Source organism: Leptolyngbya sp. FACHB-711, from assembly GCF_014695615.1.
Classification (GTDB): domain Bacteria; phylum Cyanobacteriota; class Cyanobacteriia; order Elainellales; family Elainellaceae; genus Leptolyngbya_A.
This window is the reverse complement of sequence record NZ_JACJOR010000038.1, coordinates 1-13,289: the sequence shown is the minus strand read 5'-3', so window position 1 is coordinate 13,289 and position 13,289 is coordinate 1. Positions and strand designations below refer to the sequence as shown.

The window sequence follows — 13,289 nt, the reverse complement described above, 5'->3', positions numbered from 1 at the left end:
CTGTTTTGCAAAAGGTTATGGTTGCAAAAGATTATGCCCGTACTTTAGGTATTACTAACTACACAAGGGTAGTAGCCATTTTTCGGGACAAGCTGTTAATCGTCGCAGGAGAAAACTGCTTCGCATTGCTCTACAAAATAATCAGGAGTCAAGTCAGGACTCGATCGCAAAAAATCCGGGAGGGCAATCTGTTATGCTCACAGGTAGAACCGTTCCTCCTCGGATGCCGCTATGGTGACCCTCACAGCTCAATCTTCTGTAGACCAGCGCGACTGGAAACCGATCGTCAAAGCCTTTGAAGCTGTTGTCGGTAAAAATGCAGTAGTGCAGCGCAAAGAAGAACTCTTGGTGTATGAGTGTGATGGGCTGACAAGCTATCGTCAGCGTCCGGCAGTGGTGGTGTTGCCTCGTACAACAGAACAGGTTGCAGAAGTGGTGAAAATCTGCGATCGATTCAACGTGCCATTTATCGCGCGGGGAGCCGGAACCGGGCTATCGGGAGGTGCGCTGCCGATCGAAAACTGTGTGCTGATTGGCACAGCCCTGATGAATCAGATCCTCGAAATCGATCTCGAAAATCAGCGGGTAGTCGTGCAGCCGGGCGTGATTAATAATTGGGTGACGCAGGCGGTTAGCGGAGCGGGATTTTACTATGCGCCTGACCCTTCCAGCCAGATTGTTTGTTCCATCGGTGGCAATGTAGCGGAAAATTCGGGCGGAGTGCATTGCCTCAAATATGGCGTGACGACGAATCACGTTTTGGGGCTGAAGATTGTTTTGCCAGATGGATCGATCGCTGAGGTAGGCAGCAAGATTCCCGAAATGCCGGGATACGACTTGGCAGGAATTTTTGTCGGTTCAGAAGGCACGCTGGGCATTGCCACCGAAATTACGCTGCGGATTCTCAAAACCTCTGAGGCAATTCATGTGCTGCTGGCAGATTTTACCAGCGTCGAGGCGGCAGGACAGGCGGTTTCAGACATCATCAGTGCCGGGATTATTCCGGGCGGCATGGAAATGATGGACAACTTCAGCATTAATGCTGTGGAAGATGTGGTGGCGACCAACTGCTACCCGCGAGACGCGACGGCAATTTTGCTGATCGAAGTCGATGGGCTGGAAGTGGAAGTTGAAGCAAACCGCCAGCGGGTCGAAGCGATTTGTCGGCAAAATGGGGCAAGAAGCATTCGCACTGCCACTGATCCCACTGAACGTCTCACCCTGTGGAAAGGACGCAAAGCTGCCTTTGCCGCAATGGGCAAGATTAGTCCTGATTATTATGTGCAGGATGGGGTGATTCCGCGAACCAAACTGCAATACGTGCTGCACGAAATCGAGGTACTCAGCCAGAAACACGGCTATCGCGTCGCTAATGTGTTTCATGCTGGGGATGGCAACCTGCACCCGCTAATTTTGTACAACAATGCCATTCCGGGACAGCTTGAGGAAGTGGAGGCACTGGGGGGCGATATTCTGAAGCTTTGTGTTGAAGTGGGCGGCAGCATTTCGGGTGAGCATGGCATCGGCGCAGACAAAAAGTGCTATATGTCTGCGATGTTTAATGAAACCGACCTGGAAACGATGCAGTGGGTGCGGCAGGCCTTTAACCCGAAGGGACTGGCAAACCCGGAAAAGCTGTTCCCGACGCCGAGAACCTGCGGAGAAGCAGCCCGATCGCTTACCGCTGAAGATTTTCCGAACGTCGATCGCTTCTAACCCACTTCAATGCAAGACGATCTGAGGATCGATCTGAAACGCTGAGCTGGAGTTTGATTGCCCAGAAGCTTCCTCGCGGCGCAGTTGCCAGAGCAGCTTTTGAGATTTCCAGGCACGATCGAGCAGTTCCATTGCCTGGGTGGGCGAGCATTCTTTTGAGTAGCTTTGCTCTAGTGCCGAGCAAATATACGTTTTCAGGTAAGTTTCGATATCTTGAGGAGCGATCGAAACTGTGGTTTCGTGGGGGGCGACTTGCATAGGGGGAAGCATTAGGAAAGAAAAGAACAATAAGAACCCAATCTGCGAACGGGGCAGCTCGAAAACTGTGGCTTGTTTTCTCCTACAAAAGAATCCGGTTTGAATTCGGACATTTGAAGGCGATCGGGTAGTTTTTTGTAGAATCTTTACGGGATTGACCAATCCACATAAATCTATAGACAGTCAGTAAACGGTCAGAGGTAAAACGGTGAGCTGATTAAATCGCAAAGGAAATAAAAACGTTAAGTCATCCTTAGGGAGAGCCAAATTTAAAGCCGACAGGAGAAAATGTAACCGTTGATTGCTGCCTTAGGAGTGCAATATGGTTCTTGCTCGTTGGCGACAAATTCTTGCACCAGTCTTGCTTAGCGTTTTGTTGCTGGTTACTGCTTGCAGTCCACAAGCGCCATCCCGCTTTGAACAGACGCAAGTTGAAACAACTCAAAAAGGCGCGCCGTCTGCCGTTGCTACTGATGCCACTCAGGGAGGAGCGTTTAACCAGTTCTTTCCGAAGTCGGTTTCTGGCTATGAGATTGTGCCTGCTCAGGAGAAAAAAGGGTTTGCTGAATACAAAGTAAACCAGGGTGGAAAAAATGTGGCAATGCTGGCAATCAGCGATACCACCGGAACACCTGCCGCAGAGAAATTTAGGAACAGCACGATGAAGATTGCAGGCTATCCCGCCGTCGAACAGGGACAAAATGGAACTGCAATTCTGGTGAACGATCGCTATCAGGTGAAAGTGCTGTCTCGCGATCCTTCATTTACAAAGGAGAATCGGGCAGAATGGCTGACTAAGTTTGATTTGAACGGCTTAACCAAGCTGAGTTAAGTTCGGGCAGGTAAGTTCAGACTCAGGACTTCAAGAGTCGCTGCATCATTCGCTGCAAACCAATTGACCCTTTGCTCAGGAGGACTCTGTGAGTAAATCAATTTATGAACTGGTTGACCGTCTCCCGACAGGCGGCATTACCGTAATGGCACTGCGATCGCTCGATACCTTCGTGCCAGGACAGTGGGATAATCTAGTCGGGTTTGAAAATACGATTCGGAAAGTAACGGGTGAAACCGACGAAAGCTTGATTCAGCAAATTGGCGATCGGGCGGTGACGCTGTTTAACGACAAATCGCAGGGCTATCAGCGGGCACTCTGGCTTTATCAAACCGTCGATTCGGCATCGGGCGCACTGGGCGCGGCAGCTCTGGCAAACCGAATTGGGCAGGATATCTCGTTTCTGGGAGTGTTGAAGCATCTCACGCCCAAACCTGAAAGAGCGCAAACGATCGATCTATGCGTCAAACTCGTCGTTGAAGTGGTAGCCTTCTGTCAAATCAACGGCATTCCGGGTGATAGTCTGGGCGATTTTTTAGCGTCCTTAAAAGACTACGGCGGCGAATCGCTGATGCGAATGGCAGCGCTTGTTTGTTTTGATGGACTCGTGCCTTTGGGAGCCGATTTCTCGCTGAAGGCATTAAACGCAATTCAAGGAATGACCCCTTCGGAACTAGAGAAAAATAACACGTTCAAAGGCGTTGCAGAACAGATTCCGGGCGGCAATACAGACGGCAAACTAGGCTTTATTCGCGAAAGCTTTTCTTCCACAAAAGGCTGGATGGATAACTTTGTGGCATCCCGCAATTTGACTCCTGATAAGGTGATCGACAACTTGACGCAATTTGTGGATGTATCTAAAGACAAATTAGACTACCTTGGCGCATTTCTTGATATGTCCGTTAAATACTACGAACACACCGGAGTGCAAACGCTGACGCGGCGACTGGTTGAACGGGCGGTTGCTGAAATTTAGCATCGTAAGGTCAATCTCTTTGCAGGAGAAATGGTTTGGCATTGCCTGTGAGGAAAGCCGGTCTTGATGTTGATTGAAGCCTAAAATTTGTCAAAAATTGATTTTTGAAATCTGGTTTGAGGTAGGGCAATCCTGCCTTTTTTTTATCATTTGCAAGCGTTGCTGAAATTGCAATGGCAGGCATCTAGGCTAGCTTGAAGAATACTCATTCGGGTTGTCGCATTTCAACCGTTCCAATTTTTACAGTCTTTGTCTTCCTGAGGAAGTCAGGGATTGGCTTTAGGTTGCTCCCTGACTTCGTAGCAGTCTTGAGCCTGCTCAACGTCTTTTAGGGTCGAGCTGCAAGCCCTTTAAAGCTGAGCGCGGTTTGATTATCGCGGACATCACCAAATAAATTTGCTGTGCCCGTCGTCAGGTTAACGCCGTACAGCGATGCGTTAGAAAGTGCATAGGCAGTGTTGGTTGCGGGGGCAGTTGCGCTGGCAGGCTGGCTGACAATATCAAAACCCGCGTTCCCGCTGAAGTCAACGCCTAGTGCTCCGACGCGAGTTTGCGTTCCGGCATTAGGCGGATTTTGAATGAACAGTTCATCGGTGGTGGTGTTGATGGTGAATTGCGTGGTGGCGGCGGGTGGCGTGATCGGGGCTACGCCTGTGAAACTGTTGATGTAGGCGGTTGCTGCGATCGAGTTCGTCGCGCCGTTCAAGTTGCCATCGGGCTGAATGCCGTCCAGGGGGTTTAGATTGCTATCCACAACGGCTCCGGTATCTGGCACTAAGCGCAGATTTTGTCCGGCATCGCTCACTACCCGAATGCGATCGACCGACGGATTAAAGTCGAAACCAAAATTCGTGCCGCTCAGCGGAATTGCAAAAGGCTGGGCGTTCACGGCAGTGGCGGCTCCAGTGGCAGGATCAATGCGGTAGAGGCGGCTGGTACTACCCAAGCCAAACAGTTGACCATTCAGCGGACGAAAATCGATGCCCAGCAGGTTTTCCCCTGTTTGCAATCCGGTAACGCTGACTCTTCTAACGTTTGACAGGTTGTCGTTATTAAAAAATGCCAGATTATTGTCAGTGGTTAAGCCCACGAACTTCGCGGTTGCCGGATCAGGCGCAGCAAGCGGACTGGTAGACAATCTGAGACGGTAGCGCGTTTCACCGTCGCGAAGCGTGGTTTTAAGGAAGTAGCGACCTCGCTCCAGAATCGTGTTGATGGGTTGAGACTGCTGAGCTGTGTTTTGCGAAAAGCCGATGCGCTGACGATCGCGATTGAACAGTGCCAGGTTTACATCGCTTTTGAGTCCACGCAAAACGCCCTGCAAGCTGCTGCGAGTGGTCACCCGAAAGCTAAAAAAATCAACTCTGTCACCCTGATTAGCTGAATCACGAATTACCTGCTGTCCCTGCAACACGCCGAGATTTTGCGCCCGGTTGAAGCTGTTATTTGAAGCCATGATTCAATACTCCGATCAATTTAATTAGACTGGACAAATTAGATTGGACAAACTCAGTACGCGCAGAACAATCAAGTGGATGCACCTGGGTTAGAAAAGAACCGCGCTTTGCTCTGGGAAAAGGTTTGAAAAGTCATCATCATGACCCAAACTGCCTCCTTGCCCCCAATGATGAGGAAACCAAACTATTGCTCAGGTTCAAAGTCCCTTAGTTTTGAGGAACTTAGGGGGTAACACAGCACTTTCAATGCTTCTCAAACAACTTCTTTGCAGGCGTAAATCACTTCAGATCACTCTTTAGATAGGTGAACGATCGCCGTTTTTCTGCTAGCTAAATCGCAAAAAGTGAGTAGTTGTTTGGGTACAATACGGCTACTGTGCTGTGAAAGAACCCATGTCTGAAGCCGATCGTTTTTTGCCGGAGTGTCGCGTTTGTCAGTTCTATACCTGCAATGTTCATTTGCGCTGTGCGGTTCATCCGTCGGGTGTAGAGTCCGAGCAGTGCCTTGATTTCACCCTTTATCAGCCTTCTGTCCATTCGCCTCGTTCGATTGAGGTTTATCCCGCGCAGAAGGATGCTAAGCAAAGAAAGAAGTCAGCGTGATCTGTGAAGTGATGGGGTGATAAGCCGTGTGGTCTCCCCTCCTGTGCCTGGGAAAATAGCGAGGGAAATTTAGAGCAGTCCTCAAGCACTGAACCGATTACCCTAGATAGGGAAGTGCTTTGCATTGCCTCATGACCCTGAGAAAATTTTTGGCTCTCGTCGCAGGTGGTTTTCTATTTGTTTATTTGCTATTTCTGGCTGGCTCAACGATTCCCAGGCAGTGGACCCAACAGTGGAATTATCATTCTCAGGAAAATTCTCCGGTGAATTCTCAGATCAATTCCCAGTCAAGCTGTCAATATAAAGTTTGCGCTGCGCGGTTTGGCATTCACACCAATATCATTATCCCTGTCTCCAACGGTGCTTATAACTGGCAGAATGATTTGACGCTGCCGTTAACGCAAGAGCAGTATTTAGGGTTTGGCTGGGGTGAGCGCGACTGGTACTTGAATCCACCTCCTGATAATTCGCTCGACTATTACTTCAAGGGTTCTCGATCGCTTTTATTGCCAAACGCCGCCGCCCTTCGAGTTCAAAGACACGATCGGTTTCCGAGCCATTTCGAAATTCGCTGTGGTGGCGTTGATCGATCGCATTATCTTGCATTAATTGAGTATATTCAGCGATCGTTTCAGCGTTCCGCCGGAAGGCGAATTCAAATCCGCGCAGATCCGCAGGCGGGTACTGCTTTTTATGAGGCAACAGGACGGTATTCTTTTCTGCATAACAGCAATCACTGGACGGCAGAAGGACTCCGCACTGCGAAGATTAATACACCCCTGTGGGCAGGCTTCTCGCAGGCAGTTATGCGCCAGATTAAGCCGACCTGTTAACTAGGTTTGGCGCGGCAGAATCGCGAGATGCCAGCATCGTTCAGTCGTTGAAGTTTCCAATGTAAACCCTCTGGTACTTCTCAAATCCTTTGTAAGAACCTATTCTTAGTGCAGAAAACATCACGGGCAGTGCAACGACGCTAACCCATGCTGTGAGCTGCCTCGCCTTCGATTGTTATCCGTCTGAGGCAGTTGAGTTTCTCTGTAATGCCGATGAATGACCCGATCGCTGTACTGCTGATTGATGACCAGGCAATTATCGCGGAAGCGGTGCAGAAAATGTTGGCGGCTGAAACCGATATTACCTTTCACTACTGTGCTGATCCGCTTCAGGCGATCAAGGTGGCACAGTCCTTTCAGCCGACCGTGATTCTGCAAGATCTGGTGATGCCGCAAATGGATGGTTTGCTGCTGGTGCGATTGCTGCGATCGTCCGATACACCAACGTATCAAATTCCACTGATTGTGTTATCAAGCAAGGAAGATCCGGTGATCAAGGCGCAGGCGTTTGAGTATGGCGCAAATGATTATCTGGTGAAATTGCCCGATCGTGTTGAGCTGCTTGCCCGAATTCGCTACCACTCCAGGGCATACAATAACCTGCTAAAGCGACAGGAAGCCGAGGCGCAGCTTCGGGAAGAAAACGAGCAGCAGGCACTCTACATTCAGCAGGTCAACAAAATCACCGATGCTGCCTTTGCCGTTGAGCAAGACATCTTTGAGGAAGGACATTTGGCAGAAGTCGCCGATCGCCAGGATGAGCTGGGGCAATTGGCGCGGGTGTTTACTCAGATGGTGAAAACCGTCAAAGTGCGGGAAGCAGAGCTAGAGCGGCTAAAAGATTCTCTGGCGCGATTTTTCCCGGGGGAGTATCTGCGATTTCTGCGTAAAGACAGCGTGATCGATGTGCAGCTTGGCGATTTTGTCAGCAAGATTATGGCGGTGATGTTTAGCGATATTCGCGCGTTCACCACCATTTCTGAAAGTATGAGTCCACGCGAAAACTTTGACTTTATCAACGCTTATTTAAAGCGAGTCAGTCCCGAAATTCGCAATCACTACGGCATTATTGTGAAATTTTTGGGAGATGGCATGATGGCAGTTTTTCCTGACGGCGCAGATGATGCGATCGCTGCTGGAATTGCCAAACATCGGCGTGTGCAGGAATACAATGAGCAGCGGCAGGCAAGGGGCAAGCTGCCGATTCAGGTTGGCATTGGCGTTCATGTGGGACCGATGATGCTGGGCATGGTGGGGGAAAGCAATCGAATTCAGGGCGACGCTTTTTCGGACAACGTGAATCTGACCGCCCGACTGGAAGGACTAACCAAGGTTTACGGCAGTGCCCTACTAATCAGCGGGCAAACGATCGAGCACCTCAGCACGCCTGAAGCCTACCAGTTTCGCTTTCTGGCAAATACGCTGGTTAAAGGACGCACCGAACCGATCGCCGTCTACGAAGTGCTCGATGCCGAAACGGAAGCAATTCGCGAGCTAAAACTGCAAACGCTGCCTCAGTTCGAGCAGGGGATTCAACACTACCGCGATCGTGCCTTTATCGATGCCAGAGCTTGCTTTGAACAGGTACTCGCCGTTCATCCTGACGATCAAACTGCCAAACTGTACTGCGATCGAATCGAACGGTTACTCTCCGAAGGCGTTCCCGAAGACTGGAACGATGCCTGGTCGATCATTCCCCAATCGTAATCACCACTTTTCCCACCGTGCGTTCCGTTTCGCCTTGCTGATGCGCCGCTACCGTTTCAGCCAGAGGATAGGTGCGATCGATAACCGAGCGAATGTGTCCCGCTTCAATCTGCTGCTTCAGAAATTCCAGATCAACGGCATTCGATTTCAGCAAAATTACTTTGTACTTGGGTCCAGGCAAAAATGCCGTGAAAAAGCTTTGCACATAGTTTGCCGGATAGGGCTGCGTCGTCACGTAATAGCCATTGGGCTGCAAAACTCGCTTACAGTCATCAAACGATCGATTCCCCACCGCATCAAACACGACATCGTATTTCGTCGCGTCCTGAGTAAAATCCTGCTGCTGATAGTTAATGACTCGATCGCATCCCAAACTCTTCACTAAATCAGCATTTCGGGCACTGCAAACCCCCACAATCGAAGAGGCTCCTAACACTTTGGCAATCTGCACCGCATAGGTTCCCACACCGCCCGATGCACCGTTGATCAACACTCGCTGTCCTGCCGCAAAATGCCCTTCATCTCGTAACGCTTGCAGTGCAGTCAGTCCCGCTAAAGGTACAGCCGCCGCTTCTTCGTCGCTCATATTCGCGGGTTTGTGCGCCGCCACTCTCTCTGCTACTGCTGCGTATTCCGCATAAGCTCCACCTGCCAACTGATCGAGCCGCGCATAAATCCTGTCTCCAACGCGAAATCGAGTCACTTGACTGCCCACTTCCACGACTTCCCCCGCCACATCAAAGCCCAAAATTAACGGAAACTGATAGCCCGTCAGGAACTGCAGCAATCCTTTTCTGATTTTCCAGTCGATCGGATTCACGCTGCTGGCATAAACCCTAACCAGTATTTGATCAGCTTTAATCACAGGTTTATCAACATCGGCATAGCGCAATACGTCAGGAGAACCGTAGCGATCGATCACAGCTGCTTTCATCACTCATACTCCAGATACATAACAACGCTTGAGCAGGACAAGTTCTACCCAAAACGATCGGATGCGATCGCCAATAGACTCGCTCTATCTGCACCTACAGTCAATTGCAGTCTTTCTGAAGGGTAATCGCAATCTCTAGAGATAGATTTTGGATGACAGAATTCGTTTTGGAGTGAACGGCAATTGAATAAGTTTATGGATAGATGAAGAGAATACTCAGGAAGCTTTCTAGTTCGGGTTCAGCCTTTAATCTACGATTGCCACCAACATCGACGATTAGAATCATTCTTTCATTCTTCTTAACTCGCTCTTAAGAACGATTGCAGAACAAGCCATAATTTACACCATAAAATCAATTGGCTTCTATCGTTTATTGGCGTTTACTTGGGTCTGCTGCTATGCCAACAGTCTATGGAAATCTTCAGGGCATTCGATCGGCTCAGCTCAAGCAAATTGAGGCATTGTACGATCAGCGTCAGTTGGGCGATCGGGTTTGCACGATTGAGTTTGCTCGGCAGTTGGCGCAGCTCAGCAGCACGATTCATCATCCGATTTGTGTCTATTTGAATCGGCGGGGGCAGGTGATTCGGATTGGGATTGGCACACCGCTTCAAACTCAACTTCCCCAAAGTGAACTGCCCCGGCAAGGCGGCGATCGGCTGAGCGGCATTCGCTGTGTTTCGGTGATGTCTCATGCGCCCGACCGTGGCAGTCTGGTAGCGATGCTGAAGCAGCGATGGGATGCGCTGGCAGTGTTGGTGATTCCCGAAGGAAAACGGCAGAAAGCGGCTGAAATTCAAGAGACTTATCTGGTGCATTTGATTCCCGATTTTGACCAGCCCTGGACAGTTTCAGAGCCAATGCCGCTCGATGAATTGACCAATCTGGAACTGGATGATCTGATTTACGACTGGGAAAAAGATCTGGGCGAATCCGGTTTCGAGCTGGATCAGTTTCAGGCTCCCTCGGATCACGATCGCGTGCTTCTGGTGGGTTTGATGACTGACGGCATGACGGCACAGCAGTTTGAAGAGGGCATGACCGAGCTGCGGCGATTGGTGGATACAGCAGGTGGTGAAGTGATTGGCGTGATTGAACAGCGACGCGGCACTCCCCATCCGCAAACGGTCGTTGGTCAGGGCAAGGTCGAGGAAATTGCGCTTCAGGTGCAAACGCAGGGCGCAAATCTGGTGGTGTTCGATCGCGATATTTCTCCTTCCCAGGCGCGAAATCTGGAGGAGCAAATCGGGGTGCGGGTGGTCGATCGCACCGAAATTATTCTGGATATCTTTGCCCAGCGTGCCCAATCCCAGGCAGGGAAACTTCAGGTGGAACTGGCTCAGCTCGAATATCGGCTGCCGCGGCTGCGGGGACAGGGACGGGGTTTATCGCGACTGGGCGCAGGTATCGGCACACGAGGACCGGGAGAAACCAAGCTCGAAAGCGAACGACGCACAATCCAGCGACGGATTCAGCTTTTGCAGCAGGAAGTCAATCAGCTTCAGGCACACCGATCGCGCCTCCGGCAGCAGCGACAGCAGCAGCAAATCCCGGTTGTGGGACTGGTGGGCTATACCAACGCAGGCAAATCTACCCTGCTGAATGTGCTGACCCAGGCAGAGGTCTACGCCGCCGATCAGCTTTTTGCCACGCTTGACCCCACCACGCGCCGCCTGACGATCGCTGATGACATGAATGCAGCGAGAAAAGAAATTCTGCTTACCGATACGGTCGGCTTTATTCATCACCTACCGCCTGCCCTGATGGATGCCTTTCGCGCCACGTTGGAAGAAGTCACCGAAGCCGACGCGCTAGTGCATCTGGTGGATCTGTCTCATCCTGCCTGGGCAAGCCATATCAAATCGGTGGAAACGGTGCTGGATGACTTGCCTGCAACGCCGCCTACCGCACTGCTGGCATTCAACAAAATCGATCACGTTCCCCCCGAAGTGCTGACGCAGGTCAGGCAGGACTATCCCGACGCCGTGTTTATTTCTGCCACCGAGCGGCTGGGACTCGATCGCCTGAAGCAGGAGATCCTGAAGCTGCTGGGGATTTCGGTGCAGCCTGGAGAAGTGGAAGTGGGTTAAGGGCAACGGTGCCCGATCAAACGTCCTGCTTGCCCATTCCCGCATTTTGTGGCAAGTTGCGATCGGTGCTGTTTTGCGGTCATCGCTTATGTTTCGCCTTCCCCGCTTTCCTGCTTTCCTGCTGTCGTTCTGCCTGCCCTTTTTGTTGCTCAGTGCGATCGTCTTGCTCACAGGCTGTAGTTTGCCGCAAATCAAAGCAGAAGATCGGCTATTCTTACCGCTGAGCCTGGACTTTCTGGGAGAATACCGCCTGCCAAAAGCAGATTTTGAGAATGCGCCGATCGGCGGTTTGTCGGGCATCGCCTACGATCGTCAGCGCGATCGGTTTTATGCTGTGTCGGACGATCGCAGTGAGCGTGCCCCTGCCCGGTTTTACACGCTAAAGCTTGACATTGGCATATCTGGAGTGGCAGAAGATGCAGAAACCAGCGGGGCAATTGGCATTCGATCGGTAGAAATTGAGCAGGTCACAACCCTCAAAGGCGAAGACAATCAGCCCTATGCAGAAGGCACGATCGACTCGGAAGGCATTGCCCTCTCGCCTCGCCGTACGCTTTTTATCACCAGTGAAGGCGTTACCCCGGCAAAGATCCCGCCCTTTATTAATGAATTTGAGCTCGAAAGCGGTAACTGGCGCAGTCGGCTTGCTGTCCCCAAGCGGTTTCTGCCCCCAGAGGAAGAGGGACAGCTTCTGGGTGTGCAGAATAATCGCGGCTTCGAGGCCCTCACAATTAATGCGGGCGGTGCAGCTCCCAACTCAACTGAACCCTATCGCCTCTTTACCGCAACCGAAGCCCCGATCACCCAGGATCTTCCTCTTGCAGATGCAGATAACAGCAGCACAAATCCTCCCGCCCAACAGCCGCTTCGCTTTCTGCACTATCTGGTCGGCGATGAGCTGCCCCTCTTGCTCGCAGAACACCTTTACCTGATTGATCCACCCCCCTCTGGAGCCACTGAAAATGGACTGGTCGAACTGATTAGCCTTGATCAGGGCGGGCACTTTCTCAGTCTGGAGCGATCGTTTGGCGCATCAGTGGGAGTGGGGGCAAAGCTCTATGAGCTGGCGATCGGCGGCGCAACTGATACTTCCAGCATTCCTTACCTTCAGGGCAATATCACCGGAATCGTGCCGATTGCAAAACGGCTGCTGCTCGACTTGAGTGAGCTTAATATTCCCCTGGACAATGTGGAAGGAATGACGATTGGACCCCAGCTCCCAGATGGCTCCCAAAGCTTGATCCTTATCAGCGACGATAACTTTAACTCGCTCCAGGTGACTCAGCTTTTACTGTTTCGGTTAAAGAATAGTCGATGAATCCCTCGATCGCATCAAGCACGCTCCCGATAGGCTGATCTTTATGGACTTGATCTTGATGTGCTGCTCTTTGCCTGGCTGCGATTCCAGACACGGGTGCTAACCTTGCAGTTTGCGCTGCGTACTCTTAAACCGGATGTATTCCGAAGCGAATGCCAGCAGACCAGACGCCAGAATCAGAATCACGCTCAGGGCATTGATATCGGGTTTAACCCCAGTCCTGACGCGGCTAAAGATTTCCATTGGCAGGGTGTTTGCGCCGCCTCCTGCGGTAAAGCTTGAAATTAACAGGTCGTCCATGCTTAGCACAAATGCCAGCAGACAGCCCGACAGCACGGCGGGCATCAGTTCGGGCAGCAGCACTTTGAGAAATGCCTGAGTCGGCGTTGCGCCCAGATCGAGAGCGGCTTCTTCCAAAAACGGATTGAGACCGGATAGACGAGTGGAGACGACGACTGCAATATACGCCAGACAGAAGACAACGTGAGCCGCTGTGATAGTCCAAATGCTGAGGGGAATGCCGACATAAACGAGGAAGACCAGCGTGGCAACGGCAATCGCAATA

At 51.2% G+C, this 13,289-nt stretch carries 13 protein-coding genes; 8 read left to right on the top strand and 5 right to left on the bottom strand.

The window, feature by feature from the left end:
• Nucleotides 1–231 precede the first annotated feature (231 nt).
• On the top strand, nucleotides 232–1,716 hold the full coding sequence (gene glcD, locus H6F80_RS00685; protein ID WP_190789699.1) for a glycolate oxidase subunit GlcD: 1,485 nt from the start codon (nucleotides 232–234) through the stop codon (nucleotides 1,714–1,716).
• Nucleotides 1,717–1,722: 6 nt separating this feature from the next.
• Here the strand turns inward: glcD and H6F80_RS00680 are convergent, their stop codons facing one another.
• A complete protein-coding gene (locus H6F80_RS00680; RefSeq protein WP_190789698.1) occupies nucleotides 1,723–1,974 on the bottom strand; it encodes a hypothetical protein in 252 nt (83 codons plus the stop codon).
• A gap of 322 nt (nucleotides 1,975–2,296) precedes the next feature.
• Here H6F80_RS00680 and H6F80_RS00675 point away from each other — a divergent pair, with 322 nt between their 5' ends.
• Nucleotides 2,297–2,806 (top strand): hypothetical protein, encoded by a 510-nt coding sequence (locus H6F80_RS00675; RefSeq protein ID WP_190789697.1) that lies wholly within the window; start codon nucleotides 2,297–2,299, stop codon nucleotides 2,804–2,806.
• Between the two features lie 88 nt (nucleotides 2,807–2,894).
• Nucleotides 2,895–3,782 carry a hypothetical protein gene (locus tag H6F80_RS00670; protein WP_190789696.1) on the top strand — a complete coding sequence of 296 codons (888 nt, stop codon included), beginning with the start codon at nucleotides 2,895–2,897 and terminating at the stop codon, nucleotides 3,780–3,782.
• 10 nt (nucleotides 3,783–3,792) lie between these two features.
• Here H6F80_RS00670 and H6F80_RS00665 read toward each other — a convergent pair whose 3' ends face one another.
• Both H6F80_RS00665 and H6F80_RS00660 read right to left on the bottom strand, forming a co-directional pair.
• Nucleotides 3,793–3,966 (bottom strand): hypothetical protein, encoded by a 174-nt coding sequence (locus H6F80_RS00665; RefSeq protein WP_190789695.1) that lies wholly within the window; start codon nucleotides 3,964–3,966, stop codon nucleotides 3,793–3,795.
• A gap of 144 nt (nucleotides 3,967–4,110) precedes the next feature.
• Nucleotides 4,111–5,238 carry a DUF4394 domain-containing protein gene (locus H6F80_RS00660; protein ID WP_190789694.1) on the bottom strand — a complete coding sequence of 376 codons (1,128 nt, stop codon included), beginning with the start codon at nucleotides 5,236–5,238 and terminating at the stop codon, nucleotides 4,111–4,113.
• A gap of 382 nt (nucleotides 5,239–5,620) precedes the next feature.
• On the opposite strand from H6F80_RS00660, the gene H6F80_RS00655 reads away from it, so the two are divergent.
• The 3 genes from H6F80_RS00655 to H6F80_RS30180 all read left to right on the top strand — a co-directional run bounded on the left by H6F80_RS00655 (nucleotide 5,621) and on the right by H6F80_RS30180 (nucleotide 8,382).
• On the top strand, nucleotides 5,621–5,842 hold the full coding sequence (locus tag H6F80_RS00655) for a hypothetical protein (RefSeq protein ID WP_190789693.1): 222 nt from the start codon (nucleotides 5,621–5,623) through the stop codon (nucleotides 5,840–5,842).
• A 131-nt stretch (nucleotides 5,843–5,973) separates the two neighbouring features.
• Nucleotides 5,974–6,675, top strand: coding sequence for a DUF2459 domain-containing protein (locus tag H6F80_RS00650; RefSeq protein ID WP_190789692.1), 702 nt, complete (start codon nucleotides 5,974–5,976; stop codon nucleotides 6,673–6,675).
• A gap of 207 nt (nucleotides 6,676–6,882) precedes the next feature.
• A complete protein-coding gene (locus tag H6F80_RS30180; protein ID WP_277878997.1) occupies nucleotides 6,883–8,382 on the top strand; it encodes a response regulator in 1,500 nt (499 codons plus the stop codon).
• Here the strand turns inward: H6F80_RS30180 and H6F80_RS00640 are convergent.
• The gene (locus tag H6F80_RS00640; protein ID WP_190789691.1) at nucleotides 8,366–9,316 is read right to left on the bottom strand and encodes an NAD(P)-dependent alcohol dehydrogenase; all 951 of its coding nucleotides are present in this window, start codon (nucleotides 9,314–9,316) and stop codon (nucleotides 8,366–8,368) included. The genes H6F80_RS30180 and H6F80_RS00640 overlap by 17 nt on opposite strands.
• A 398-nt stretch (nucleotides 9,317–9,714) precedes the next feature.
• On the opposite strand from H6F80_RS00640, the gene hflX reads away from it, so the two are divergent.
• Nucleotides 9,715–11,406 (top strand): GTPase HflX, encoded by a 1,692-nt coding sequence (gene hflX, locus H6F80_RS00635; protein WP_190789690.1) that lies wholly within the window; start codon nucleotides 9,715–9,717, stop codon nucleotides 11,404–11,406.
• A gap of 88 nt (nucleotides 11,407–11,494) precedes the next feature.
• Nucleotides 11,495–12,724, top strand: coding sequence for an esterase-like activity of phytase family protein (locus H6F80_RS00630; RefSeq protein WP_190789689.1), 1,230 nt, complete (start codon nucleotides 11,495–11,497; stop codon nucleotides 12,722–12,724).
• A 99-nt stretch (nucleotides 12,725–12,823) separates the two neighbouring features.
• Here H6F80_RS00630 and H6F80_RS00625 read toward each other — a convergent pair.
• A partial coding sequence (locus tag H6F80_RS00625) for an ABC transporter permease (protein ID WP_190789688.1) occupies nucleotides 12,824–13,289 on the bottom strand: 466 nt, incomplete at its 5' end.

Excerpts from the sequence above, each read along its gene's own strand:
- glcD (WP_190789699.1), top strand. The coding sequence starts at position 232 with ATGGTGACCCTCACAGCTCAATCTTCTGTAGACCAGCGCGACTGGAAA.
- H6F80_RS00680 (WP_190789698.1), bottom strand. The coding sequence starts at position 1,974 with ATGCAAGTCGCCCCCCACGAAACCACAGTTTCGATCGCTCCTCAAGAT.
- H6F80_RS00675 (WP_190789697.1), top strand. The coding sequence starts at position 2,297 with ATGGTTCTTGCTCGTTGGCGACAAATTCTTGCACCAGTCTTGCTTAGC.
- H6F80_RS00665 (WP_190789695.1), bottom strand. The coding sequence starts at position 3,966 with ATGCCTGCCATTGCAATTTCAGCAACGCTTGCAAATGATAAAAAAAAG.
- H6F80_RS00660 (WP_190789694.1), bottom strand. The coding sequence starts at position 5,238 with ATGGCTTCAAATAACAGCTTCAACCGGGCGCAAAATCTCGGCGTGTTG.
- H6F80_RS00650 (WP_190789692.1), top strand. The coding sequence starts at position 5,974 with ATGACCCTGAGAAAATTTTTGGCTCTCGTCGCAGGTGGTTTTCTATTT.
- H6F80_RS30180 (WP_277878997.1), top strand. The coding sequence starts at position 6,883 with ATGCCGATGAATGACCCGATCGCTGTACTGCTGATTGATGACCAGGCA.
- H6F80_RS00640 (WP_190789691.1), bottom strand. The coding sequence starts at position 9,316 with ATGAAAGCAGCTGTGATCGATCGCTACGGTTCTCCTGACGTATTGCGC.
- hflX (WP_190789690.1), top strand. The coding sequence starts at position 9,715 with ATGCCAACAGTCTATGGAAATCTTCAGGGCATTCGATCGGCTCAGCTC.
- H6F80_RS00630 (WP_190789689.1), top strand. The coding sequence starts at position 11,495 with ATGTTTCGCCTTCCCCGCTTTCCTGCTTTCCTGCTGTCGTTCTGCCTG.